This is a genomic window from Modestobacter italicus (assembly GCF_019799965.1).
Taxonomy (GTDB): domain Bacteria; phylum Actinomycetota; class Actinomycetes; order Mycobacteriales; family Geodermatophilaceae; genus Modestobacter; species Modestobacter italicus_A.
The window spans coordinates 292,734-318,172 of sequence record NZ_JABGCJ010000004.1; the positions used below are offsets into that span (position 1 = coordinate 292,734).

21 protein-coding genes are annotated in these 25,439 nt (G+C 74.3%); 12 read left to right on the forward strand and 9 right to left on the reverse strand.

All coding sequences use genetic code 11. From position 1 onward, the window contains the following. The first annotated feature begins 35 nt into the window (after positions 1-35). Positions 36-464, forward strand: a complete 429-nt coding sequence (locus HLA93_RS11990; protein WP_222194600.1) for a hypothetical protein — start codon at positions 36-38, stop codon at positions 462-464. After that, positions 461-1,723, forward strand: coding sequence for a glutathionylspermidine synthase family protein (locus tag HLA93_RS11995; protein ID WP_222194601.1), 1,263 nt, complete (start codon positions 461-463; stop codon positions 1,721-1,723). Before HLA93_RS11990 ends, HLA93_RS11995 begins: the two co-directional genes overlap by 4 nt. Positions 1,724-1,789: 66 nt before the next feature. Here HLA93_RS11995 and HLA93_RS12000 read toward each other — a convergent pair whose 3' ends face one another. The 3 genes from HLA93_RS12000 to HLA93_RS22035 are packed head-to-tail and all read right to left on the reverse strand — an operon-like array spanning position 1,790 to position 6,530. Beyond that, on the reverse strand, positions 1,790-2,803 hold the full coding sequence (locus tag HLA93_RS12000; RefSeq protein WP_308128085.1) for a DUF2332 domain-containing protein: 1,014 nt from the start codon (positions 2,801-2,803) through the stop codon (positions 1,790-1,792). Positions 2,804-2,816: 13 nt separating this feature from the next. Continuing rightward, a complete protein-coding gene (gene nhaA / locus HLA93_RS12005; RefSeq protein WP_222194602.1) occupies positions 2,817-5,471 on the reverse strand; it encodes a Na+/H+ antiporter NhaA in 2,655 nt (884 codons plus the stop codon). Positions 5,472-5,480: 9 nt separating this feature from the next. Then, positions 5,481-6,530, reverse strand: a complete 1,050-nt coding sequence (locus tag HLA93_RS22035; RefSeq protein WP_222194603.1) for a GlxA family transcriptional regulator — start codon at positions 6,528-6,530, stop codon at positions 5,481-5,483. Between the two features lie 112 nt (positions 6,531-6,642). Between HLA93_RS22035 and HLA93_RS12015 the strand changes: the two genes are divergently transcribed. Continuing rightward, positions 6,643-7,335 carry a maleylpyruvate isomerase family mycothiol-dependent enzyme gene (locus HLA93_RS12015; RefSeq protein ID WP_222194604.1) on the forward strand — a complete coding sequence of 231 codons (693 nt, stop codon included), beginning with the start codon at positions 6,643-6,645 and terminating at the stop codon, positions 7,333-7,335. A 7-nt stretch (positions 7,336-7,342) separates the two neighbouring features. Here HLA93_RS12015 and HLA93_RS12020 read toward each other — a convergent pair whose 3' ends face one another. Then, positions 7,343-10,717, reverse strand: coding sequence for a pyruvate carboxylase (locus tag HLA93_RS12020; RefSeq protein ID WP_222194605.1), 3,375 nt, complete (start codon positions 10,715-10,717; stop codon positions 7,343-7,345). 147 nt (positions 10,718-10,864) lie between these two features. Here HLA93_RS12020 and HLA93_RS12025 point away from each other — a divergent pair, with 147 nt between their 5' ends. From HLA93_RS12025 to ilvA, 4 genes are all read left to right on the forward strand, one after another. Next, positions 10,865-11,785 (forward strand): SDR family NAD(P)-dependent oxidoreductase, encoded by a 921-nt coding sequence (locus HLA93_RS12025; protein WP_222194606.1) that lies wholly within the window; start codon positions 10,865-10,867, stop codon positions 11,783-11,785. Positions 11,786-11,980: 195 nt separating this feature from the next. Further along, positions 11,981-12,109 (forward strand): hypothetical protein, encoded by a 129-nt coding sequence (locus tag HLA93_RS21555; protein WP_281425279.1) that lies wholly within the window; start codon positions 11,981-11,983, stop codon positions 12,107-12,109. Continuing rightward, positions 12,109-12,312 (forward strand): hypothetical protein, encoded by a 204-nt coding sequence (locus tag HLA93_RS12030; RefSeq protein ID WP_222194607.1) that lies wholly within the window; start codon positions 12,109-12,111, stop codon positions 12,310-12,312. The genes HLA93_RS21555 and HLA93_RS12030 overlap by 1 nt, the downstream gene beginning before the upstream one ends. A 57-nt stretch (positions 12,313-12,369) precedes the next feature. Continuing rightward, complete coding sequence (gene ilvA, locus HLA93_RS12035; RefSeq protein WP_222194608.1) at positions 12,370-13,629, forward strand: threonine ammonia-lyase IlvA; 1,260 nt, start codon at positions 12,370-12,372, stop codon at positions 13,627-13,629. Between the two features lie 40 nt (positions 13,630-13,669). On the opposite strand, the gene HLA93_RS12040 is transcribed toward ilvA, so the two are convergent. Beyond that, positions 13,670-14,728 (reverse strand): zinc-dependent dehydrogenase, encoded by a 1,059-nt coding sequence (locus HLA93_RS12040; protein ID WP_222194609.1) that lies wholly within the window; start codon positions 14,726-14,728, stop codon positions 13,670-13,672. 377 nt (positions 14,729-15,105) lie between these two features. On the opposite strand from HLA93_RS12040, the gene HLA93_RS12045 reads away from it, so the two are divergent. Continuing rightward, complete coding sequence (locus HLA93_RS12045) at positions 15,106-17,169, forward strand: PTS mannitol transporter subunit IICBA (RefSeq protein WP_222194610.1); 2,064 nt, start codon at positions 15,106-15,108, stop codon at positions 17,167-17,169. Between the two features lie 75 nt (positions 17,170-17,244). On the opposite strand, the gene HLA93_RS12050 is transcribed toward HLA93_RS12045, so the two are convergent. Next, positions 17,245-17,514: a DUF2277 domain-containing protein gene (locus HLA93_RS12050; protein ID WP_222194611.1), complete on the reverse strand. Its 270-nt coding sequence runs from the start codon at positions 17,512-17,514 to the stop codon at positions 17,245-17,247. Between the two features lie 64 nt (positions 17,515-17,578). Then, positions 17,579-18,748, reverse strand: a complete 1,170-nt coding sequence (locus tag HLA93_RS12055; RefSeq protein WP_222194612.1) for an acyl-CoA dehydrogenase family protein — start codon at positions 18,746-18,748, stop codon at positions 17,579-17,581. 129 nt (positions 18,749-18,877) lie between these two features. Between HLA93_RS12055 and HLA93_RS12060 the strand changes: the two genes are divergently transcribed. After that, the gene (locus tag HLA93_RS12060; protein WP_222194613.1) at positions 18,878-19,471 is read left to right on the forward strand and encodes a TetR/AcrR family transcriptional regulator; all 594 of its coding nucleotides are present in this window, start codon (positions 18,878-18,880) and stop codon (positions 19,469-19,471) included. Between the two features lie 7 nt (positions 19,472-19,478). On the opposite strand, the gene HLA93_RS12065 is transcribed toward HLA93_RS12060, so the two are convergent. Next, on the reverse strand, positions 19,479-20,498 hold the full coding sequence (locus HLA93_RS12065) for an endonuclease/exonuclease/phosphatase family protein (protein ID WP_222194614.1): 1,020 nt from the start codon (positions 20,496-20,498) through the stop codon (positions 19,479-19,481). A 154-nt stretch (positions 20,499-20,652) separates the two neighbouring features. Between HLA93_RS12065 and HLA93_RS12070 the strand changes: the two genes are divergently transcribed. The 3 genes from HLA93_RS12070 to HLA93_RS12080 are packed head-to-tail and all read left to right on the forward strand — an operon-like array spanning position 20,653 to position 23,632. Further along, positions 20,653-21,720, forward strand: a complete 1,068-nt coding sequence (locus tag HLA93_RS12070) for a FecCD family ABC transporter permease (RefSeq protein WP_222194615.1) — start codon at positions 20,653-20,655, stop codon at positions 21,718-21,720. Continuing rightward, a complete protein-coding gene (locus HLA93_RS12075; protein ID WP_222194616.1) occupies positions 21,717-22,811 on the forward strand; it encodes a FecCD family ABC transporter permease in 1,095 nt (364 codons plus the stop codon). The genes HLA93_RS12070 and HLA93_RS12075 overlap by 4 nt, the downstream gene beginning before the upstream one ends. Beyond that, the gene (locus HLA93_RS12080) at positions 22,808-23,632 is read left to right on the forward strand and encodes an ABC transporter ATP-binding protein (RefSeq protein WP_222194617.1); all 825 of its coding nucleotides are present in this window, start codon (positions 22,808-22,810) and stop codon (positions 23,630-23,632) included. The genes HLA93_RS12075 and HLA93_RS12080 overlap by 4 nt, the downstream gene beginning before the upstream one ends. On the opposite strand, the gene HLA93_RS12085 is transcribed toward HLA93_RS12080, so the two are convergent. Then, positions 23,629-25,269, reverse strand: coding sequence for a methyl-accepting chemotaxis protein (locus HLA93_RS12085; RefSeq protein WP_222194618.1), 1,641 nt, complete (start codon positions 25,267-25,269; stop codon positions 23,629-23,631). The genes HLA93_RS12080 and HLA93_RS12085 overlap by 4 nt on opposite strands. Positions 25,270-25,439 lie beyond the last annotated feature (170 nt).

Genomic DNA, 25,439 nt, shown 5'->3' on the forward strand with positions numbered 1-25,439 from the left:
CGCACCCGCGGGACACCCAGGTGAGGAGCGAGACGGTGACCACGTCGAGGAGCAACCGGGTGAAGGCCGCGATCGGCACGGTCAGCCTCACCGGCGCCGCCATGGGCTTCCTGTCGGCCTGCGGCGTCGGGGGCGACGACGACCAGGAGGCCCGGACGGTCTACTGCGTCGACGAGCAGGACCAGGTCGTCGACGACGAGCAGTGCGAGGAGGCCGAGCGCAACGGCGGCTTCGTCGGCGGGGTGCCCTTCTTCTTCCTGCTCGGCGGCTTCGGCGGCAACCGCTACTCGGTCGGCCAGACGATCCCCAGCCAGTACACCGGCCCGGCCACCCGGGTGAACCCCTCGGACACCAGCGCCCGCTCGCGCAACGGCCTGCCCGGCAGCGGCCGGGTGAGCTCCGGTACCCGGATCTCCGGTGGCATCGGATCCGGCCGGGTCGGCGGCGGCAGCGTCGGCTCGTGAGACGCCTGTACGGCAAGGCCCGGCTCGGCTGGGAGGCCGAGATCGAGAGCCAGGGCCTGGTCTACAACAAGACGACGGTGCCAGGCGGGGACACCCGCTCCTACTGGCGCGAGGACGTCTTCTACGACTTCACCAGCGCCGAGGTCGACCGGCTGGCCGAGACCACCGACCAGCTGTTCGCCGCCTGCGTGGAGGCCGGCGAGCTGGCACTGTCCGACGAGCGGCTGCTGGACCGGATGCGCATCCCGCGCGACGCCCGGGACGTCATCCGCGCCACCTGGGAGCACGAGCCGCCGAGCGTGTACGGCCGGTTCGACCTGTGGTGGGACGGCACGGCGCACCCACGGTTGCTGGAGTTCAACGCCGACACGCCCACCTCACTGGTCGAGGCCGCGGTCGTGCAGTGGGCCTGGCACCTGGAGACCGGCCAGGGCAAGGACCAGTGGAACCAGCTCGACGACCGGCTGGTGGAGGCCTGGCGGCGCAACCTGTCCCGCTGGGAGGCCCAGCACCGCCGCCGTCCGAAGGTGCACCTGGCCTGGACCAACGGCGACCGCAGCGGCGAGGACTGGATGACCGTGGCCTACCTGGCCGACACGGTGCAGCGCGCCGGCTACGAGACGGTGGTGCTGACCACCGAGGAGATCGGGCTGGACACCGGCGACGCCCGGTTCTACGACCCGAAGGGCGACCGGATCGACGTCGTCTTCAAGCTCTACCCCTGGGAGTGGTTGCTGCAGGACGAGTACGGCCCGTCGGTGATCGCCGACATCCGCGACCCCGACGGGACGACGTGGGTCGAGCCGATCTGGAAGATGCTCTGGTCGAACAAGGGCCTGCTGCCGGTGCTCTGGCAGCGCTACGAGCACGACCCGGTCATCTCCCGGCACCTGCTGCCCTCGTTCTTCGCCGACGACCCGCGGGCCGAGGAGCTGCGCGCCACCGGCTTCGCCCGCAAGCCGCTGTTCGGCCGTGAGGGCAACAACGTGGAGCTGGTCGCCCCGGGCGGGGACGTGCTGGCGTCGCTGGGCGGGCAGTACGGCGCCGAGGGCTGGGTGGTGCAGCAGCTGTGCGCGCTGCCGGACTTCGCCGGCCCGGACGGCCCGCACCACCCGGTGCTCGGCGCCTGGGTGGTGGACGGCGAGGCGGCGGGCCTGGGCATCCGGGAGTCCGACGGCCTGATCACCGACGACCTGTCCTTCTTCGTCCCGCACACCATCGACTTCGTCAGGCCGCCGAACACCACCTGGTCGGCCTGAGCCGCGGAGTTGATCGTCGGCGAGTGATCGGCTGCACCGGCGTGCCGGGCAGCCACCTGATGATGATCAGCTCTCCGAGCCGGCGAGCTCGGCCGCGGCAGGGAGCCAGTCCAGGCGGCCGCCGTGCGGGGCGGTGTACGCCAGCGGCTCGCCGTCCAGGGCCAGCAGGAACCTGGGCTCCTCCGGCGCCGGCTGCTCGGGCAGCCGGTCCCGGACGGCGGGCAGCACGGGCACGCCCTCCTGGGAGACCCACCGCACCGGCAGCCCGCTCACCAGCTCGGTGAACGCCTCCTTCGCCGCTGCCGGCAGGTAGGCGAGCACCGCGGTGTGGAAGACGACGACGGTCGCCTCCGCCGGCATCCGCGCCACCAGCCCCGGCAGCTCCGCCACCAGCTCGCCCTGGACGATCTCGGCGGGTTCCCGGGCCGCGATCCCGGCCGCGGCGGTGAGCCGGTCGCGCCGCTCCTCCATCCCGGGCCAGATGAGCGCACCGAGCCAGGCCACGTCGTCCGGGTCGGCCGGGTCCAGCGGGTTGAGGTCGATCCCGGCCCGGCGCACCACCTGCGGCACCCCGGCCGGCACCGGCCCCCGCCCGGTGACCGCGCACCGCAGCTGGACGGCGCTGTCGGCCGGCCCCACGCGGACACCGTCGCCGTAGTCGTAGCCGTACCTGTCCGGGTACAGGCACAGCCCGGCCGAGGCGCCGACCTCGATCAGCGCCAGCGGCCCCGGGATCGTCGCCAGTCCCGGGAGCAGGGCCGTGCACCGGGCGGCCTCGTTGGTCTGGGTGGCCCGGGCGAGCATCGTGGCGCGCAGCCGGTCGGCGTCGCCGAGCACCCGGTCGTGCAGCTGGGCGCCGTCCGCCGGCGGGCCGCCGTGCAGGTACTGCAGCACACCGAGCAGCAGGTTGGCCTGCCGCTTGGGCTTCGGCAGCGTGCGGAGGAAGGCCAGCACGTCGTCGTCCTCGGCGACCGCCGCGGCGAGCTCGGCGTACCGCGGGGAGACCGGCGCGGCCTCCACCTGGGCGAACCACCGGTAGTGGTCGGCCAGATCGGTCAGCTCCTCGTCCAGTGCGCGCACGTCGGCTCCCGGCTCAGGTCGCGGTCAGGTCGCGGGTGGCCGTGCCGGCGGCCTGGAGCAGGTCGTCCCGGGTCGGGTCGACGAGCACCCGGCCGTCGGGCCGGATCACCACCGGGGTCGTGGTGCCCTCCACCCCGGCCTCGGCGAGCAGGGTGCGGGCGGCGGCGTCCTCGGCCGGGTCGAGCCACTGGTGGGCGATGCCGTCCTCGGTCAGCCGGGCCTGCAGCGCCACGCTGGCCGGCCACCGGCGGTCGCCGACCACGCGCAGGCCGCTGGCCTGGCCGATCAGCATCGCCCGCCGGAGCAGGAAGGACCGGGTCACCAGGTCGTTCAGCTCGCGGTTGCGCGCCAGCAGCGACCGCAGCCGCTCCAGCGTCACCACCAGCACCTCCCCGGGCTCGACGGCCACCAGCGACCGCACCGGGCGCTGCCCGGCCAGCTGGTTGAGCCCCCCGAGGAACCGCCCCGGGCCGTGGACGGCGACCACCCGCGGCGCCGCACCGTCGACGCCGTCGAGCGGCCCCTCGACGATCGCCACCGCGCCGGAGAGGACCACGAAGAAGTCGTACTCGGCCGCACCCGAGCGCAGCAGCACCTGCCCGCGCTCGGTGCGGACCCGCCGACCGGCCCGCTGGAACGCGCTGAGGTGCTCGTCGCTGAGCCGGGGCGTCGAGCCGTCGTCCGGGGACTCCTCGAACCGGCCACCGGGCACCTTCGTCAGGCCCGGCAGCCGGGCCGGCGGGGAGAGGGTGCGCAGGTTGCGGGGCCCGGCGACCGGGCCGGGGCCGGGCAGCGGCCGGCGCTGCGGACCCCGCGGGTCGCTGGCGAGCAGGGCGGCGGCCAGCGCGTCGGTGGCGGTCGGCCCCTCGTGCCGGACGCCGTTGACGAAGAACGTCGGCGTGCCCCGGACGCCGCTGGCCTCGGCGGAGGCGACGTCCTCGCGCACCCGGCCGGCGTGGGTGCCGTCGCCGAGCTCCTGGGCGAAACGGCCGAGGTCCAGGCCGAGCGCGGCGGCGTGGTCGAGCAGCTCGCCGGCGTCCAGCTGGTCCTGGTGGGCGAACAGCCGGTCGTGCATGGCCCAGAAGGCCCCCTGGGCCCCGGCGGCCTCGGTGGCCTCGGCGGCGAGCTCGCCGTGCGGGTGCACCTCGGGCAGCGGCAGGTGCCGGAAGACGTAGCGCAGGTCGTCGCCGAACCGGCGTCGCAGGTCCTCGACCACCCCGGTCGCCCGCCCGCAGAACGGGCACTCCAGGCCGCCGTACTCGACGAGCTCCAGCGGCGCGCCGGCCGGGCCGCGGACGTGGTCGCGCTCGGGGTCGACCGGCGGGTCCAGCACGGTCGCACCGGCCGGCTGCTGCACCGGGTCGCGCCGGGACAGCCAGCGGAACAGGCCCATGCCCAACGCGGCGGCGACCACCGCGGCGGCCAGGATCCCGACCATCGCCTCGTCCCGCAGCTCGGTGTCGGGGAAGGCGAGGTCGGCGACGAAGAGGGAGACGGTGAAGCCCAGGCCGGACAGCGCCGCGCCGCCCCAGACGCTGCTGAGCGGCACGCCGGGTGGCAGCGACCCCAGTCGCAGCTTGACCGCCAGGGCGGCCGCCCCACCGACGCCGATCAGCTTGCCGGCCACCAGGGCGGCCAGCACGCCCAGCGTGACCGGCGAGGTGAGCGACCGCTCCAGCAGCTCGGAGCTGAACTGCACCCCGGCGTTGGCCAGCGCGAAGATCGGCACCACGACGTAGCCGCTCCACGGCACCAGCAGGGCGCCGATCCGCTCGTTGGGTGAGATGGCCCGCTCGACCGACAGCTTCGCCTGCCGGGCCAGCGACACCTGCGGCGACTGCCGGAACGCCCGGGTCAGCAGGCCGGCGGACTCCACCGCCTCCCGCCGCGGCGGGTAGGCGCTGACCAGCATCCCCAGGACGACGCCGCCGATGGTCGCGTGCACGCCCGAGGCGTGCATCGACAGCCACATCGCCACCCCGACGGCGAAGTAGGCCGGCCCGCGCCACACCTGCAGCCGGGCGAGCACCTGGAAGGCCAGGACGCACAGCGCGGCGATGCCCAAGGCGGTGAGGTCGATCTCCTCGGAGTAGAAGACCGCGATGACGGTGAGCGCCCCGATGTCGTCGACCACCGACAGCGACAGCAGGAAGACCCGCAGCTGCGTCGAGGCCCGCGGCCCGGCCAGCGCGAGCGCGCCGAGCAGGAAGGCGGTGTCGGTGGCGATCGGGATGCCCCAGCCGTGCGCGCCCGGCCCTCCGGCGTTGAAGGCCAGGTAGACCAGGGCGGGGACGACCAGCCCGGCCAGCGCCGCGATCGCCGGGATGGACAGCCGGCTGCGCTGGGTCAGCTCGCCCATCTGCAGCTCGCGGCGCACCTCCATCCCGATGAGGAAGAAGAAGAAGCACATCAGGCCGTCGTTGACCCAGTGCCGCAGGTCCATCGCCACGCCGGTCGAGCCGACCTCGAAGGAGAGCTCGGTGTGCCAGAACCGGTCGTAGCTGTCGCCCCAGGGCGAGTTCGCCCAGAACAGCGCCAGCAGGGTGGCCGCGACGAGCAGGCCGGCGCTGGCCGCCTCCGTCTGCAGCATCCGCCGGGCCTGGGCCGACAGCTGGGCGATCAGGTGACTGGACCCCGCTCGCGTGGTGGTCCGTGCTGGGGCGCTCACCGGATCTTCCTACCCTGCGGATGTGACGGGGCGGAATCCGTCGGACGACTCCGCTGCTCTCCGCGGGACCGCGATCGTCGGCCGGGCGACGTCCGGCCGCGGCGGACTGCCCCGGAACGCGCGCCGGTAGCCCGTCGGGGTGGTCCCGACCAGCCGGGCGAACTGCTGCCGCAAGGCGGCCGCCGAGCCGAAGCCGCACCGGCGCGCGACCTGGTCGACCCCCTCGTCCCCCTCCTCCAGCAGCAGCCGGGCCAGGGCGACCCGCTGCTCGACGAGCCACTGGTGGGGCGTCGCACCGGTCTCGGCCAGGAACCGCCGGGCGAACGACCGGGTCGACATGGTCGCCTGCCGCGACCAGCGCTCGACGTCGATCTGCTCGTGCAGGTGTTCTCCCGCCCAGGCCATCGCCGCCTGCAGCGTCCGGTCCCGGACCGGACGGACCGGCGCCTGCACGTACTGCGCCTGCCCGCCGTCGCGGTGCGGTGGCACCACCATCCGGCGCGCCACGGTCATCGCAGCAGCGGTCCCGTGCGCCGCGCGGACCAGGTGCAGGCAGAGGTCCGCCGCGGCCGCCGTCCCGGCGCTGGTGGCGATCGGACCGTCCTCGACGTACAGCACGTCCGGGAGGACGCGCACGCGCGGGAACTCGGCGGCCAGCCGGGCCGCGTACATGTGGTGCGTGGTGGCCCGGCGCCCGTCGAGCAGACCGGCGCGGGCCAGGGTGAAGGCGGCGCTGCACAGGCTCACCACGCGGGCGCCGCGCGCCACCGCGGCCCAGAGCTGAGCGGTGAGCTCCTCGCCGCCCGGCCCGAGGTCCGGCTTCGACGGCGTGACGAGCACCAGGTCCGCTGTGGTCAGCCGGTCCAGCCGGTGGTCGGCGATCAGCGAGAAGCCCTGCGTGCTGCGGAGCGGGCCCGGGCCGGCCGAGCAGACCGCGAAGTCGACGGCCGGGACCCCGTCGTCGGAGCGGTCGACGCCGAACACCTCACAGGCAACGGCGAACTCGAAGGCGCTCACGCCCTCGCCGACCACCACGGCCACGTCCCGGAGCTGCTGCACGGCGGCATGGTGACACCCGGGACCGCCCGGGCGGCACCCGGTGGCAGGAAACGGACGAACCCGGGCACGACTGCCACTCCCGCCGGCCCGGCCGGCGCGGGAGCCTGCCGTCGTGACGTCGTCCACCGCTACCGGGCAGCTCGCTGCGCTCGCCGCCGAGCAGGCTGGGTTCGCCGCGCTGGCTGCCACTGCCGACCTCGAGCGGCCGGTGCCCGCGTGCACACCGTGGACCGCCGGGGACCTCGTGCGGCACCTGGTCGCGGTGCACCGCTGGGCAGCGGCTACGGCCCGGACGACAGCGGACGGCGCCGTACCCGACGACGCGCCGTTCGAGGTGGCCGCGACCGCCGCCCACTACCCGGATGCGGCAGCCGACCTCCGCGCCGCGCTCGCCGAGCCGAGCCACCCCTGCCCGACGCTGTGCGGGCCCGGGACCGCCGCGTGGTGGGTCCGGCGGCAGCTGCACGAGACGTTCGTGCACCGGCTGGACCTGGCCGCAGCGCTCGGCGCCACACCAGACGTCGAACCGGCGGTGGCCGCCGACTGCGTCGCCGAGGTGGTCGACACGATGCACCCGCGGCAGGTCCGGCTGGGGCGCGTGCCCGCCCCGGCAGTCGGGGTCCGGCTGACCACCCCGTCGGGCTCCTGGGTGGTGGGACCGGAGCCGGTCGCCGAGGTGTCCGGCCCGGACCTCGCCGTCGCCCAGCTGCTCTGGCGGCGGACCACGCCCGCGGACCCCCGCCTGACGGTCACCGGCGACCGGGCTGCGGCGGCGGCCCTGCTGGCCCAGCCGCTCACCCCCTGACCCCCGCTCAGCCGAGCACGACGAGCAGGTCCCCGCCCTCGACCTGCTGGACGGCGCCGATCGCCACCCGGGTCACCGTGCCGGCGCGGGGGGCGGTGATCGCGGCCTCCATCTTCATCGCCTCGATGGTGGCCAGCTGGGCGCCGGCCTCGACCTGGTCGCCCTCGCCCACGGTCAGGGTCACCACGCCGGCGAACGGCGCCGCCACCTGGCCCGGGTCGGTGCGGTCGGCCTTCTCGGTCGGCGGGACGTCGGATGTGACGGACCGGTCCCGCACGCTGACCGGCCGCAGCTGGCCGTTCAGCGTGCACATCACCGTGCGCATGCCGCGCTCGTCGGCGTCGGAGACCGCCTCGATGCCGATCAGCAGCCGCACGCCGGGCTCCAGGTCGACGGAGTGCTCGACCCCGGACCGCAGCCCGTACAGGAACTCCTTGCTGGGCAGCACCGAGGTGTCGCCGTAGGTCTCCCGGTGCGCCAGGAACTCCGCCGCCGGGCCCGGGAACAGCAGCCGGTTCAGCGTCGGGCGGGGTTCCTGCGCCAGCCCGGCCCGGTCCTCGTCGGTGAGCTCCACCGGCGGCTCGGCCGGACGGCGCCCGGCCAGCGCGCGAGAGCGGAACGGCTCCGGCCAGCCGCCGGGCGGGTCGCCGAGCTCGCCGCGCAGGAACCCGACCACCGAGTCGGGCAGGTCGAAGCGGCCCGGGTCGGCGGCGAACTCCTCGACGTCCACCCCCGCCCCCACCAGCTGCAGCGCCAGGTCCCCGACCACCTTCGACGAGGGCGTGACCTTGACCAGCCGGCCGAGCAGCCGGTCGGCCGCGGCGTACATCGCCTCGACCTCCTCGAACCGCTGGCCCAGCCCCAGGGCGATCGCCTGCTGCCGCAGGTTGGACAGCTGCCCGCCGGGGATCTCGTGGGTGTAGACCCGGCCGGTCGGCGCCGGCAGACCCGACTCGAACGGTGCGTAGACCCGGCGCACCGCCTCCCAGTAGGGCTCCAGGTCGTTGACCGCGCGCAGGTCCAGGCCGGTTGCCCGCTCGGTGTGGTCGGTGGCCGCCACGATGCTGCTCAGCGCGGGCTGCGACGTCGTCCCGGCAAGCGCCGCGCTGGCGCCGTCCACGGCGTCGACGCCGGCCTGCCAGGCCGCCATCAGCGTGGCCAGCTGCCCGCCGGGGGTGTCGTGGGTGTGCAGGTGCACCGGCAGGTCGAACCGCTCGCGCAGCGCGGTGACCAGGGTGGCCGCCGCCGGCGGGCGGAGCAGCCCGGCCATGTCCTTGATCGCCAGCACGTGCGCCCCGGCCTCGACGATCTGCTCGGCCAGGCGGAGGTGGTAGTCGAGGTCGTACAGCTGCTCGGCCGGGTCGGAGAGGTCGGCGGTGTAGCAGAGCGCGACCTCGGCGACCGCCGTCCCGGTCTCCCGGACGGCGTCGATCGCCGGGCGCATCTGGCTGACGTCGTTCAGCGCGTCGAACACCCGGAAGACGTCGATGCCGGTGCGTGCCGCCTCGGCGACGAACGCCGTCGTCACCTGCTCCGGGTAGGGGGTGTAGCCGACGGTGTTGCGGCCGCGCAGCAGCATCTGCAGGCAGATGTTGGGCACCGCCTCGCGCAGCGCGGCCAGCCGCTCCCACGGGTCCTCGTGCAGGAACCGCAGCGCGACGTCGTAGGTGGCCCCGCCCCAGGCCTCGATGCTCAGCAGCTGCGGGGTCGACCGGGCCACGTGCCCGGCCACGGCCAGCAGGTCCTTGGTGCGCACCCGGGTGGCCAGCAGCGACTGGTGCGCGTCCCGGAAGGTGGTGTCGGTGACGGCGAGTGCCTTCTGTGCGCGCAGGTCGGCGGCGAACCGCTCGGGCCCCAGCTCCCGGAGCCGGTCGCGGGAGCCGTCGAGGGGGTGCAGCCCCATGTCCACCCGGGGCAGCTTCTCCACCGGGTCGACCAGGTGCGGGCGCTCACCGTTCGGCTGGTTGACCGTCACGTCGGCCAGGTAGCTGAGGATCTTGGTGCCGCGGTCGGCGGAGCTGCGCGCGGTCAGCAGCTCCGGCCGCTGCTCGATGAACGAGGTGGTCACCCGGCCGGCCCGGAACTCCGGGTCGTCCAGCACCGCCTGCAGGAACGGGATGTTGGTGGAGACGCCGCGGATCCGGAACTCGGCCACCGCGCGGCGGGCGCGGGCGACCGCGATGTCCCAGGTGCGGCCCCGACAGGTGAGCTTGACCAGCATCGAGTCGAAGTGGGCGCCCACCTCGGCGCCGAGGGTCGCGGCGCCGTCCAGCCGTACCCCGGCGCCGCCGGGCGAGCGGTAGGCGGTGATCCGGCCGGTGTCCGGGCGGAAGCCGTTGGCCGGGTCCTCGGTGGTGATCCGGGTCTGCAGCGCCGCCCCGCGCAGCACGATCGACTCCTGCGACAGGCCCAGGTCGGCGAGGGTCTCCCCCGCGGCGATCCGCAGCTGGCTGCCCACCAGGTCGACGTCGGTGACCTCCTCGGTGACCGTGTGCTCGACCTGGATCCGCGGGTTCATCTCGATGAACACGTGCCGGCCCTCACGGTCGACCAGGAACTCCACCGTGCCCGCGCAGCTGTAGCCGATCTGGCGGGCGAAGGCGACGGCGTCGGCGCAGATCCGCTCGCGCAGGCCCGGGTCCAGGTCCGGCGCCGGAGCGATCTCGATGACCTTCTGGTGCCGCCGCTGCACCGAGCAGTCGCGTTCGTAGAGGTGGATCACGTTCCCCTGCCCGTCGGCCAGGATCTGCACCTCGATGTGCCGCGGGTCCACCACCGCCTGCTCGCAGAAGACCGTGGCGTCGCCGAACGCCGACTCCGCCTCCCGCATCGCCGCCTCGATGGCGCTGCGCAGCTGGGACCGGTCGTCCACCCGGCGCATGCCGCGGCCGCCACCGCCGGCGACGGCCTTGACGAACACCGGGCCCTCGATCGCCTCCGCGGCGGTCAGCAACGTCTCGACGTCGTCGCTGGGCTCGGTGCCCTGCAGCACCGGCAGGCCGGCGGCGCGGGCGGCGGCGATCGCCCGGGACTTGTCACCGGTCAGGGTCAGCACCTCCGCCGACGGGCCCACGAAGGTGATCCCCGCCTGCGCGCAGGCCTCGGCGAGGTCGGGGTTCTCCGACAGGAAGCCGTAGCCGGGGTACACGGCGTCGGCGCCGGCCCGCTGCGCGGCGCGGATGATCTCGCCGACGTCCAGGTAGGCCCGTACCGGGTGCCCGGGCTCGCCGATCTCGTAGCTCTCGTCGGCCTTGAGCCGGTGGACCGAGTTCCGGTCCTCGTGCGGGAAGACGGCGACCGTGCCGGCCCCCAGCTCGTAGGCGGCGCGGAACGCCCGGACGGCGATCTCCCCGCGGTTGGCGACCAGGACCTTCTCGAACACGGGCGCGTCCTCTCGGCTCGCGGGGAGCCGGCGCTGGCCCTCCCTGGTTCCGCCCGACCGTAGTGGCGCACCCGGCTCCGGTGGCCGCGCGGCGTTTCCGTCGCGCACGGAGCGCTTGCCCGGCGGTGCACCGGGTAGCCCCGGGTCGTGACCGCTGAGACCACGGCTGACGACCTCACCTCCGCCCGCGCGCTGAGGGAGGTCGTGCTCGTCACCGGCGCCTCGAGCGGCATCGGCCGGGCCAGCGCGATCGAGTTCGCCCGCCGCGGCGCCTCCCTCGTGCTGGTGTCCCGCAGCGCCACGACGCTCGCCGACGCCGCCGCCGACTGCCGGGCCGCCGGGGCCACCGCCGTGGAGTGCGTGCCGGCCGACGTCCTGGACGCCGAGGCGGTCCAGGCCGCCGTCGACCGCGCCACCGGCACCTTCGGCCGGCTGGACGTCGTCGTCCACGCCGCGACCGTCATGGCCTACGGCCGGGTCGAGGACCTGGACGCCGCCGTCTTCCAGCGCGTGGTCGACACCGCCGTCCAGGGCACGTTCCACGTCTTCCAGGCCGCGCTGCCGGTGCTCCGAGACCAGCGGCGCGGGCACGTCGTCGTCGTCAGCTCGCTGCTGGCTTCGATCACCGCACCGACGATGGGCGCCTACGTGGCCGCCAAGTGGGGTCAGCTGGGGCTGATCCGCACCCTGCAGCAGGAGCTGCGCGAGCTCCCCGACGTGCACGTCTCCGCGGTCGCCCCCGGCGGCGTCAGCACCCCGATCTACGACCAGGCGGCCACCGTGCTGGGCAACACCGGGCACCCGCCGCCGCCGGTGTACACCCCCGAGCGGGTCGCCCGCGCGGTGGTCGACCGGGTGGCTGCCCCGCGCCGGCTCAAGCAGTCCGGCTTCCTCAACCCGGTGATCATCGCCGGGTTCCGGCTGTTCCCGCCGGTGTTCGACACGCTGGTCGGGCCGCTGCTCAAGGTGTTCGGCATGTCCCGGGACGACGCCCCGCCGACCACCGGCAACGTGTTCGCGCCGGTGCCGGAGAAGGAGTCGACGCGGGGCGCCTACTGGGGAATCTGAGGCGACCGACGGCCGGCCAGCGCCCGGTCGGCCGACCCCGACGGCCCGCACGGCGGGTCAGCGTGGGGACCATCCGGCTCCGTCGGCGTCCCCCTGAGGGCTGAGGGTGGCGCGGGAGACCTACGACCTCCGTCGGAGGCGACTCGGGACCTCTGGACGATGTGCGCACCCCCCGGCGCGGAGCAGGCTCTCCTCATGCCCCGGACACGGCCGCTGCGCCCCACCACCCAGCCGAGGAGCACGTCCGTGCGCCGCCGCCGCGGGGCCCGACGCCTCCGGCTCCAGCTCCTGATGACCCGGCTCGCGTTCCCGCAGGCCACCTGATGTCCTGGTACGACCCCGAGGCGGCGAGCTTCCTGGCGGCCCGGCAGCTGGCCGAGGAGGCCCGGCAGCGGCGCCGCGAGGGCGATCGCCGCCGTCCCCGCCCGGCCCGGGCCGCCGGTCGACCGGGGCCGGGCGCGCGCCGTCCGACGCCCCTCCCCCCTGCCCGCAGCGCACCGGACCGCTACCCGGTCATCGTCACCTGACCCGGGCGGCCGGTGGCGCTGCCCCGCCGTCGGCGGGGTGTCGGGGAGGATGGCGCGGTGACCGACCTCCGCACCACCTTCTCCGCCGAGGTCTCCGCCGCCGCCACCCGCCTCACCGGCGTCGCCGAGCGCACCCCGCTGCAGCGCAACGCCCGGCTGTCCGGGCTGACCGGCGCCGAGGTGTGGGTGAAGCGGGAGGACCTGCAGGTCGGCCGGTCGTACAAGGTGCGCGGCGCCTACAACACGATCAGCCAGCTGGACGCCGCCGGCCGGGCCGCCGGCGCGGTGACCGCCAGCGCCGGCAACCACGGCCAGGGGGTCGCCTACGCCTGCCGGGTGCTCGGCGTCCGGGGCCGGGTGTTCGTGCCCGGGACGACGCCGCGGCAGAAGCGGCAGCGGATCGCCGCGCTGGGCGGGGACATGGTGGAGCTCGTCGTCCACGGCGACACCTACGACGACGCGGCAGCCGCGGCGGCCGCCCACGCGCTGGAGACCGGGGCGACCCTGGTGCCGGCCTTCGACGCGCTCTCCACCGTGGCCGGCCAGGCGACCGTGGCCCTCGAGCTGCTCGACCAGCTGGGCACCGCCCCCGACGTCGTCGTCCTGCCCGTCGGTGGCGGCGGGCTGCTGGCCGGCTGCGGCACGTGGCTGCGCGCGCACGCCCCCGGCGTCCGGCTGGTCGGGGTGGAGCCGGCCGGGGCCGCCAACATGGCCGCGGCGCTGGCCGCCGGCCGGCCGGTGGAGCTGCCCGAGATCGACACCTTCGTCGACGGTGCCTCGGTACGCCGGGCCGGCGACGTCACCTTCCCGCTGGTACGCGACTCGGGTGCTGAGCTGGTGACCGTGCCCGAGGGGCAGGTCTGCACCGAGATGCTCGACCTCTACCAGGTCGACGGGGTGATCGCCGAGCCCGCCGGCGCACTGGCCAGTGCCGCGCTCACCGGCGGCTCTGTCGTCGTCGAGCCCGGGCAGACGGTGGTCACCGTGCTGTCCGGGGGGAACAACGACGTCAGCCGGTACGCCGAGGTGGTCGAGCGGTCACTGGTGCACCGCGGGCTCAAGCACTACTTCCTGGTCGAGTTCCCGCAGGAGCCCGGCGCACTGCGCCGGTTCCTCGACGAGGTGCTCGGCCCGGACGACGACATCGTGCTGTTCGAGTACGTCAAGCGGGACAACCGGGAGACGGGGGCGGCGCTGACCGGCATCGAGCTGGGCAGCGTCGCCGGCCTGGCCCCGCTGCTGGCCCGGATCGAGGCGGGCCCGCTCAAGATCCAGCACCTCGCCCCCGGCACGACCGCCTACCGCTTCCTGGTGTGACGCAGGCCCCCGTCCCCACGGACGGGGGCCGCTCCAGCGCTCAGGGTTCGACGGTCACCTTGATCGCCTCGCCCTTCTGCACGATGGAGAAGGCGTCGAGGACGCGGTCCAGCGGCAGGTGCTCGGTGATCAGGTCCTTGACCGGGACCTGGCCGCTGGAGATGTACTCCAGCGCCCGCTTGTTGTGCTCGGGGGCGGAGCCGTTCGCGCCGTGGATGTGCAGCTGGCGGTAGTGCACGACGTTGGAGTCGCAGGTGATCGTCGGGTTGGTCTTGGGCAGCCCGCCGAAGAAGGAGATGCGGCCGTTGCGGGCGGCCATCGCGATCGCCTGCTCCTGGGTGATGTTCGCCGCGGTCGCGGTGATGATCACGTCGGCGCCCCGGCCCCCGGTGAGCTCCATGACCCGGGCGACGACGTCGGTCTCGGCGCCGTTGATGACCTCGTCGGGCTGGACGGCGTTGGCCGACATCTCCAGCCGCTCGGCGTTGACGTCGACCAGGATCACCTTCCCGACCTCGTGCACGCCGCGGGCGATGCGGATGTGCATGCAGCCGATCGGCCCCGCGCCGAAGACGACGAGGGTGTCGCCCGCCTCGATGCCCAGCAGCTCCTGGGCGTTGATGGCACACGCGAAGGGCTCGGCGGCCGACGCCTCGTCGTAGCCGACGTTGTCCGGGATCCGGTTGAGGCCGTCGACCGCGAGCACCTGCTGCGGGATGATCATGTACTCGGCGAAGCCGCCGTCGTACTGGTAGCCGATCGAGGTCTGGTTCTGGCACACGGCCATCCAGCCCTTGCGGCACTCGTGGCAGTGCCCGCACGGCACTGCGGCGATGACCTGCACCCGGTCGCCGGGGGCCCAGGTGCTGCCGTGGGTCGCGTTGACGTCGGCGCCCACCTCCACGACCTCACCGGCGACCTCGTGCCCGATGGTGCGCGGCGGGGTGAGGTTCTGGTGGCCGTTGTGGAAGATCTTGACGTCGGTGCCGCAGGTCGAGGTGTTCCTGACCTTGATCTTGATCTCGTCCGGGCCGCACTCGGGCTCGGGGACGTCTTCGAGTCGCACGTCTTCCGGTGCGTAGAACCGCAGGGCCTTCATGTCGTCCTCCGGGTGCTGTGTCGACGGGGTGCCGCCGAGGTGTGGTCGACGGGTCGTGCCGACCGGGGTGGCCCGTCGACCGATGGTGCGTCGACGGGGTGGTCTGGTGCGGGCGGGAGCGTGTGCGTCGGCGCTGACGTCACCCGGCGCGGGCCGCTCCTCGTGTCGCTGGTCACTGTAGGACCTGTCGTTCCGCCCGCTTGCGTGGTTCTCAGTGTGAACGTGTGGCTTTGACCCCCTTGACCACGACTGTCCGGGTATATATACAGACACTCTCACAGCCTCGTGACTCCGATCACAGGCACGTGAGCACACCTCTCGGCGCTTCGGGACGACTCCGTGCCGAACGACTCCACCCCAGCTCAGGAAGGTCCGCCATGGCCACGACGACCCACCCGGCCGCCCGATCGGGAGGGATGCGGCTGCACGTGCAACGGTTCGGCACCTTCCTGTCGAACATGGTGCTGCCGAACATCGGCGCCTTCATCGCCTGGGGGCTGATCACCGCCCTCTTCATCGAGACCGGCTGGATCACCACCATCGGTGACGCGCTCGGCTACAGCGGGGGCTACGGCTTCGTCGAGGACCTCGGCGCCTGGGGCTCCGGCGCCGAGGGCACCGGGATCGTCGGCCCGATGATCACCTACCTGCTGCCGCTGCTCATCGGCTACACCGGCGGCCGGATGATGTACGACGACAACCTCCGCGGCGGGGTCGTCGGCGCCATCGCCACGATGGGCGCGATCACCGGAGCCGACGTGCCGATGTTCCTCGGCGCCATGGTCATGGGCCCGCTCGGCGGCTGGACCATGAAGAAGCTCGACGGGCTGTGGGCGCACAAGATCCGCCCCGGCTTCGAGATGCTGGTCAACAACTTCTCCGCCGGCATCTGGGGCGGCATCCTGGCCGTCCTCGGCTTCGTGCTGGCCGGCCCGTTCGTGCAGGCCTTCAGCAACCTGGCGTCCAACGTCGTCGACACCCTGGTCGAGAGCAACCTGCTGCCGCTGACCTCGATCTTCATCGAGCCGGCCAAGATCCTCTTCCTGAACAACGCCATCAACCAGGGCATCCTCACCCCGCTGGGCACCACCGAGGCCGCCGAGGCCGGCCAGTCGATCCTCTTCCTGCTCGAGGCCAACCCCGGCCCGGGCCTGGGCCTGCTGCTCGCCTTCGCCCTGTTCGGTCGCGGTGCTGCCAAGGCCTCGGCGCCCGGCGCGATCCTCATCCAGTTCATCGGCGGCATCCACGAGATCTACTTCCCCTACGTGCTGGCCAAGCCGAAGCTGATCGCCGCGGTCATCCTCGGCGGCATGGCCGGCGTGGCCACCAACCTGCTCTTCGGCTCGGGTCTGCGCTCGCCGGCCTCCCCCGGCTCGATCATCGCCGTCTGGGCCGCCTCACCGCCCAGCAGCCTGCTCGGCGTCACCGCCTCGGTGCTGGTCGCCGCAGGTGTCACGTTCCTGGTCGCCGCCTTCCTGCTCAAGCTGGACAAGGACGACGACGGTGACCTGACCGCGGCGACCGCGGCGATGGAGGCGAACAAGGGCAAGAAGTCCTCGGTCGCCTCGACCCTCACCGGCTCGGCGGCGCGCGCCGGCGACGGCCCGATCCACTCGATCGTGTTCGCCTGCGACGCCGGCATGGGCTCCTCGGCCATGGGCGCCTCGGTGCTGCGCAAGAAGGTGCAGGGCGCCGGGTTCACCGACGTCACCGTGGTCAACAAGGCCATCTCCAGCCTGACCGACACCTACGACCTCGTGGTCACCCACGAGGACCTGACGGAGCGGGCCGAGCAGAAGACCCGGTCGGCGGTGCACGTCTCGGTCTCGGACTTCATGTCCAGCCCGCGCTACGACGAGATCGTCGAGATGCTCAAGCGCACCAACGCCGGCCCCGGGGCCGCGGACGCCACCGCCGCAGCCGCGCCGGACGGCGCCGCCGTGCCCGGTCGCGAGGCCACCGCGCCCGCCGCGGCCGGTGGCGTGGCACGACTGGGCGACGAGGGCCCGGACGTGCTGGCCGTCGAGAGCATCGTCCTGGACGGCGCCGCCGCCACCCGGGACGGCGCGATCACGGAGGCCGGTGAGCTGCTGGTCGCGGCCGGAGCGGTCGACGCCTCCTACGTCCAGGCGATGCACGAGCGGGAGATGTCGGTCTCGACCTACATGGGCAACCGGCTGGCGCTCCCGCACGGGACGAACGAGGCCAAGCCGGCCATCCACCGGACGGCGATCTCCTTCGTGCGCTACTCGCGGGGCATCGACTGGAACGGCAAGGAGGTCTCGTTCGTGATCGGCGTCGCCGGTGCCGGGGACGACCACCTGAAGCTGCTCGGCCGGATCGCGGAGGTCTTCGTCGACCCGGAGCAGGTCGCCCGCCTCGAGGCGGCCCAGACCCCGGCCGACGTCCGCGCCGTCCTCGGGTCGATGCAGCCCGCCTGACGACGGACCCCGCCCTCCTCGGGCGGGGCGGCACGACACCGGCCCGGTCCCCTCGTGGGGGCCGGGCCGGTGTCGTCAGCGGCCGTAGCGGACGGCGGCGCGGGCGCGGGCCTGCGCGGCGAGCACCTCGCGGTCCTTGGGTGGGGCGGTGGTGACCAGCTCGGCGAGCAGGTGCTCGGTGGCGTGCGCGATCTCCTCGACCGCCCGGTCGAACGCCGCCTGGTTGGCCTGCGAGGGCCTGGCCGACCCGCTCACCTTTCGCACGTACTGCAGCGCCGCCGCCCGCACCTCCTCGGAGGTGGTGGCGGGCTCCAGGTTGTGCAGGACGTGGATGTTCCGACACATGCCCCGCACCCTAGGGGCAGAAATGGCCATTTCTGCCCCGCTCGGACCCCGCTCTGCCGGACCCCTACGGGGCGACGGTGGTGGTGGGGGTGCCGCCGCGGGCCAGGGCGCGGGCGATCACCAGGCGCTGGATCTGGTTGGTGCCCTCGAAGATCTGCATGACCTTCGCCTCCCGCATGTACCGCTCGACCGGGAAGTCGCGGGTGTAGCCGTACCCGCCCAGCACCTGGACGGCGTCGGTGGTCACCTTCATCGCGTTGTCGGTGGCCACCAGCTTGGCGATGGAGGCCTGCTGGCCGTAGGGCTGGCCGGCGTCGCGCAGCCGGGCCGCGGAGAGGTACAGCGCCCGGGAGGTCTCGACGGCGGCGGCCATGTCGGCCAGCAGGAAGCCCAGCCCCTGGTGCTCGATGATCGGCTTGCCGAAGGTCTCCCGCTCCTGGGCATAGGCGACCGCGTCGTCCAAGGCGCCCTGGGCCAGGCCGGTGGCGACGGCGGCGATGCCCAGCCGGCCGGCGTCCAGCCCGGCGAGGGCGATCGACAGGCCCTCGCCCTCCTCGCCCAGCCGGCGGTCGGCGTCGACCCGGACGCCGTCGAACCGCATGGTGGCGGTGGTCGAGCCGGTGAGCCCCATCTTCCGCTCGGCGGTGTCCGCGGAGAGCCCGGCGCTGTCGGCGGGCACCAGGAAGCAGGAGATGCCGCGGGCGCCGTCGTCGGAGGTGCGGGCCATCACCTTGTAGAAGTCGGCGTGCCCGCCGTGGGTGGTCCAGGCCTTCTCCCCGGTGAGCACGTAGGAGTCGCCGTCCCGGACGGCGCGGGTGCGCATCGCCGCGGGGTCGGAGCCGGCGTGCGGTTCGGACAGGCAGTAGGCGCCCAGCTGCTCCCCGCCGAGCATCTCGGGCAGCCGGCGCTGCTGTTCCGGCGTCCCCCGGGTGGCCAGTCCGAAGCAGGACAGCCCGTGCACGCTCACCCCGACGCCGACGCTGGCCCAGGCTGCGGCGATCTCCTCGAGCACCTGCAGGTAGACCTCGTAGGGCTGCCCGCCACCGCCCAGCTCCTCGGCGTAGGGCAGGCCCAGCAGCCCGGCCCGGCCGAGGGTCCGGAACACGTCGCGGGGGAACTCCTCGGCGGCCTCGGCGGCGGCGGCGCGTGGCGCGAGCTCCTCGGTGGCCAGCTGCCGGGTGAGGTCGAGCAGGTCGGCGGCCTCCTGGGTGGGGACCAGACGACGAACGGGCACGGCGCACCTCCGGGAGGTCCGGGACGCCGTCGTCCCGGACTGGTTGCAGTACTGCCGAACGGTACGCAGTACTGGTGGGGGTACTCAACCGCGCGCCGTTGTTACCCTCCGGTACTCCGGAGGAGGGCCATGACGTCGCTGGACACCCGCAGCACCCGCAGCACGACGCGGCGCGCGGCGCTGCTCGACGAGCTGGTCGCGGTCTTCCTGGCCGAGGGCTTCGCCGCCTTCACCCTCGACGAGCTGGCCCGCCGGCTGCACTGCTCCAAGACCACGCTCTACGGCATCGCGGCGAGCAAGGAGCAGCTGGTGGTGGCCGCGGTGAAGCGCTTCTTCCAGCGTGCGACGACCGCGGTCGAGCAGCAGGCCACCGGCCCGGGCGACCACCGCGAGCGGATCGGCTCCTACCTGCTGACCGTCGCCGAACAGCTCCAGCCCGCCTCGCCGGCCTTCTTCGCCGACCTCGCCGCCTTCGCCCCGGCCCGGGAGATCTACCAGCGCAACACCCGCGCGGCCGCCGACCGGGTGCAGCAGCTGGTCAGCGAGGGGGTCGCCGCCGGCACCATCCGGCCGGTGCACCCCTCCTTCGTCGGCGTCGCCGTGGCCGCGGTGATGAGCGCCATCCACCGGGGCGACGTCACGGCCGCGACCGGCCTGGACGACGCCGCCGCCTACCGGGAGCTCGCCGACCTGGTCGTCGCCGGGATCGCCCCGCCCCGCTGACCGGCGGTCAGGGCCCCGACGTCCAGGCGAGGTCCGCGACCACCGGGGAGTGGGTGCTCGCCCCCCGGTCCCGTTCCACGCTGCGCAGCGGGCGCAGGCCGCTGACCAGCACGACGTCCACCCGGGCCACCCCGGGACCGGGGCCGCGGGTCAGCGCCGGCCAGGTGCCCACCGCCCGGTGCACGTCGGTCAGGCCGGCACCGGTCAGCTGGTGCAGCGGCCGGTTGAGCGGTGCGGAGTTGAGGTCCCCGCCGAACACCACCGGCCGGCCCCGGTCGACCAGGCCGGCGACGACCTCGGCGTAGCGCCGGGCCTCGGCCAGCCGGGTCCGCGCCGCCTCGCCCGTGCCACCGGCGGGGTTGGCCTCTCCCCCGGCGGGCGTGCAGCCGACGCACGGCGACGCCAGGTGCACCGAGAGCACGTCCAGTTCCCGGCCCTCGACGTCCAGGGTGACCAGGTCGGTCGCGCGGGCGCCGGTCGGCAGTCCGGTCACCCGGTCGACGCCGACGACCGGGTACCGGGAGAGGACGGCGTCCCCGTCACCCAGCCGTCCGCCGGTCAGCGGACCGAGGTGCACGTACGGGTAGCCGGCCAGGGCCCGGAGCTCGGCGCGCCGGGCGACCGTGACCTCCTGGAGCAGCAGCACGTCGGGCTCCTCCTGCTCGATCAGCGCGCGCAGGCCGTCCAGCGGCTTCCCGTGCGTGACGTTGTAGCTGGCGACCCGCAGGTCGACCGCGCCCGCGTGGTCGGTGAACCGGTTGACCAGGTACGGCCCTTGCAGCACCAGGACGGCGACCGTGGGCACCAGCAGCGCCGCCACGGCCCGCCAGGCGCGGCGGGTGGCGGCCATGACCAGGAGCACCGGCGCCGGCGCCAGCCACCACGCGGAGAACAGCGCAGCCGTGTAGGTCACCGCCGTCCGGTCGCCGAGCACGGCGACGGCCACGAGCAGCGCGGTGCCGAGCACCCCGTAGCCCGCGACCAGCTGCCGCCACGGCCACCGCGGCCGGGTGTCTGGTCGCAGCACGGGACCATCGTGCGGGCTCGGAGCGGCGGGCCGGCGGGATCCGCCGACGGGAACGGAGTCGGGTTCGTCACGCCCACCATCCGTCGACGTGGGTAAGGTGAGCCTCACCAATCTCGGCCGGGACCCGGCTGACCGCCGTCCCCAGGAGTCGCACGTGGCACAGCGCACGGCCACCGCGCCTCCCGAGGAGGCGACCGCCAGGGCCCCCCGGCGGGGGCTGCTCCGGGGCGCGGTCGGCCGCTCGCTGGGCCTCTGGCTGCTGCTCCTGCTGGTCCTGGCGGTCTGCGCGCTGAGCATCACCGTGGGCACCCGGCCGATCGGCCTGGGCACCGTCTGGCAGGCGCTCACCGACGCCGCCACCCCGGGCGACGAGACGGTGATCATCCGGGAGCTGCGGGTGCCCCGCACCCTGCTCGGGGTGCTGGCCGGGCTGGCCCTGGGCGTGTCCGGCGCGCTCATGCAGGGGCACACCCGCAACCCGCTCGGCGACCCGGGCCTGCTCGGGGTCACCGCCGGTGCCGCGTTCGCCGTGGTGCTGTCCATCTCGGTGCTGGGCCTGTCCACGCCCAGCGGCTACGTCTGGTTCGCCTTCGCCGGGGCCCTGCTGGGCAGCGTCGCCGTCTTCGCGATCGGCTCCGGCCGGGGAGGCGCCACACCGGTCAGCCTGGCGCTGGCCGGCACCGCGCTCAGCGCCCTGCTGTTCGCGCTGGTCTCCTCGATCACCATCAGCAGCGCCGACACCCTCGACGCCTACCGCTTCTGGATCGTCGGTGCCCTGGCCGGCCGGGACGCCTCGGTCGCCACCCAGGTGGCCCCCTTCATCGTCGTCGGCCTGCTGCTCGCCCTGCTCAACGCCCCGGCGCTGAACCTGCTCAACCTCGGCGAGGACGTCGCTCGCGGTCTGGGCCAGCGGATCTGGGTGGCCCGCAGCGTGGGGCTCGGTGCCATCACCCTGCTCACCGGGGCCGCCACCGCCGCCTGCGGGCCGATCGCCTTCGTCGGGCTGGTCGTGCCGCACGTCGCCCGGGCGGTCACCGGCCCCGACCACCGCTGGCTGGTGCCGTACTCCGGCCTGCTGGGGATCGTCTTCCTGCTGCTGGCCGACGTGCTGGGCCGGGTGATCGCCCGCCCCGGCGAGCTGCAGGTGGGGATCGTCCTGGCCGTCGCCGGCACCCCGTTCTTCATCGCCCTCATCCGCCGCCGGCGGCTGGTGACGCTGTGACGCTCACCGCCCCGACCCGGGCCCCCGAGCACCGCGCCCGCCCCCGCCGCGTCCTGCGCGTCCGGCACGTCTCGGGCACCTACCGGCTCCGGCAGCTGGTCGTGCCGCTGGCGACCGTGGTCGTGCTGCTGCTGGCCGCCGCGATCAGCATGGGGCGCGGTGACTACCCGATCAGCATCCCGCAGGTGCTCGGGGCGCTGGTCGGCCTCGGCGACGACACCCAGCGGTTCATCGTCACCGAGCTGCGCGCCCCGCGGATCGCCGCCGCCGTGCTCGTCGGCGTGGCCCTGGGCATGTCCGGTGCGCTGATCCAGACCTTCGCCCGCAACCCGCTGGCCAGCCCGGACATCCTGGGCGTCAACGGCGGCGCGGCGATCGGCGCGGTCAGCGTGATCGTGTTCGCCGGCACCGGGACCACCGCCGCCGGGGTGCTCGGCGGCATCGGGCTGCCGCTGGCCGCCCTGCTCGGCGGGTTCGTGATGGCCTTCGCGGTGTTCGGGCTGGCCTGGCGCAAGGGCGTCGACGGCTACCGCCTGGTGCTCATCGGGGTCGGCCTGTCCGCGATGGCCAACGCGGTCGTGCAGTACCTGCTCACCCGCAGCACCATCTGGGACGCCGCCGCGGCGAACGTCTGGATCACCGGCTCGCTGAACGGCCGGGGCTGGGACGACGTGCTGCCCCTCGCGCTCGCCCTGGCCGTGCTGGTGCCCGCCGCGCTCGCGCTGGGGCGGGTGCTGAACGTGCTGCAGTTCGGCGACGAGACCGCCCGTGGGCTCGGGGTGCGGGTGCCGCTCGCCCAGGGCACCGTGGTCGTGGTGGCCGTCGCGCTGGCCGCCTTCGCCGTCTCCGCCGCCGGGCCGATCCAGTTCGTGGCGCTCGTCGTCCCGCAGATCGCCGTCCGGCTCACCGGGGGCTCCCGGCCCCCGCTGATCGCCTCCGGGCTGCTCGGCGCGCTGCTGCTGGTGGCCAGCGACCTCACGGCGCGCACCGTGCTCACCGAGGCCTTCCCCGTCGGGGTGGTCACCGCGGTGGTGGGCGCGCCGTACCTGCTCTGGCTCCTCGTCCGCGGAAGGCGGCGATCGACCCTGTGACCGCTCTCGACACCCCCACCACCACGACCACGGACCGCGTCCGGCTGGCCGCCGACCGGGTCCGGCTGGCGTACGGGGAGAAGGTCGTCGTCGACGACCTGGACCTGCAGCTCACCGAGGGGTCGTTCACCGCGATCGTCGGCCCGAACGGCTGCGGGAAGTCCACCCTGCTCAAGGCGCTCGGCCGGCTGCTGCGCCCGACCGCCGGCAGCGTGCTGCTGGACGGCCGGGCGATCACCTCGACGCCGACCCGCGAGGTCGCCAAGGTGCTCGGGCTGCTCCCGCAGACCCCGCTGGCCCCGGAGGGGCTGACCGTGGCCGACCTGGTCGCCCGGGGCCGGCACCCGCACCAGAGCTGGCTGCGGCAGTGGTCCTCCGACGACGAGGCCGTGGTCGCCGAGGCGCTGCGCTGGACCGACATGGCGGAGCTGGCCGACGCCCCGGTCGACGCCCTCTCCGGCGGGCAGCGGCAGCGCGCCTGGATCTCCATGGCCCTGGCCCAGGGCACCGATCTGCTGCTGCTCGACGAGCCGACCACCTACCTCGACCTGGCCCACCAGGTGGACGTGCTGGAGCTGGTCGGCCGGCTGCACGCCGAGCGGGGGCGCACCGTCGTCGTCGTCCTGCACGACCTGAACCTGGCCGCCCGCTACGCCCAGCGTCTGGTGGCCATGAAGGACGGCGTCCTGGTCGCCTCCGGCACCCCCGCCGAGGTGATCACCGAGCAGCTGCTCGCCGACGTCTTCGAGCTGGAGGCCCGCGTCGTCCCCGACCCGGTCACCGGCACCCCGATGGTCGTACCGGTCCGCCGCCTCCGCTAGAAGGTGAAGTGGGTGGTGGTGGCGCGGAGGTCGCTGGCCAGCCGGGACAGCTCGTCGACGGCGATGCGGGTCTGACTGAGCGCCTGGTTCGTCTGTTCGGCGGCCTGCGAGACGCCCGTGACGTTGCTGGCGATCTCGGTGGTGCCGTGCGCGCCCTCCTGGATGGAGCGCGACATCTCGTTGGTGGTGGCCGTCTGCTCCTCCACCGCGCTGGCGATGGTCAGCTGGTAGTCGTTGATCGAGCCGATGATCCCGGTGATCCGGCTGATCGCCTCCACGGCGCCGGTGGTGTCGCCCTGGATCGCCTCGACCCGGCGGGCGATGTCCTCGGTGGCCTTGGCGGTCTCCTCGGAGAGCTCCTTGACCTCGTTGGCCACGACCGCGAAGCCCTTGCCGGCCTCCCCGGCGCGGGCGGCCTCGATGGTGGCGTTGAGCGCCAGCAGGTTGGTCTGGGCGGCGATCGAGGTGATGACCTTGACGACCTCACCGATCTCGCGGGAGGAGTCGCCGAGCGCGACCACGGCGGCGTTGGTGGTGGTGGCCTCGGCGACGGCGGTGGCGGCGACCTGGGCCGCCTCGTTGGCGCTGCGGGAGATCTCCAGGATGGCCGCGTTCATCTCCTCGGCCCCCGCGGAGACGGTGCTCACGCTGCGGGACACCTCCTCGGCGGCGCCGGAGACGACGTTGATCTGCACGCTGGTCTCCTCCGCCGACGCGGAGATCTGGGCGGCCGACGCCGACAGCTCCTCGGCGGACGCCGCGACCGTGGAGCTGGACGCGACGACGGTGGCCATGACCGACCGCAGCCGGGTCATCGCGTCGTCGATCGCCGCGCCCATCCGGCCCAGCTCGTCGCGGGTGGTGAGCCCGCTGGTGGCGGTGAGGTCACCGGCGGCCAGCGCCTCGGCGACCAGCTCGACCCGGTGCACCTTGCGGGCGAGGCTGCGGGCGACGGCGAAGCCCACCCCGACGGCCAGCAGCACGCCGACCACCAGGACGACGATCGCGAAGGTCCGCTGCCGGGCGCTCTCGGCCTCGGCCGCAGCCGCGCCGGCCGCCGCGTCGGCGCTCTCCAGCTCCTCCATCTGCAGCAGGCCCGCGAGCATGGTGTCGAACAGCGGGGCGACCTGGGCGTCGTGCACCTGCCGCCAGCCGGCCTGGTCGTGCGCCTGGGCCAGGTCGCCCAGGACGGCGTCCTCGACCTGCTCGGCGCGATCGAAGGTGGCCGCGATCTCCTCGAGCATCTCCTCGGCCCCGGCCGGGTGCTCCAGGGCGAGGAAGGACTCCAGGTCGGCGTCGAAGTCGGTCCGGGCCTGCTGCACCCGGTCCCGGGCGTCGGTGGTCTCCGCCGGGGTGTCGGCCAGGACGGCGTCACGCTGGGCGACCGCGAGGGCCTGCACGTCGGTGATCAGCGCGGAGATGCCGTCGATGCCGAGCACGTCCTGCCGGTACATCCGCTGGCTGGTCTCGGCCTCGCTGGCGAGTGCGTGCAGCCCGGTGACGCCGACGACCACCGCGACGGCCGAGGCGGCGCCGACGGCGGTGAGCACCTTGGTCGCCACCCCCCGGTCGCCCCACCAGGCCCGGGGACGCCCGGCGGCTCCGCGCGCAGCGCTGGTGGACGGGGTGGACGACATGCGGGTGGCTCCTTGCTCGGCCGGGCCCTGATGATCAGGGTCACCTCCTGCTTCGTCCGCGGAGCGCAACTACTTGAGCCGTGGACGAGATCGGGTCCCGATCACCCCACCCGTCACACGGCCGTCGACCTGGACCGGACGACAGTGGCCCCCTCGCCGGTCGGCGAGGG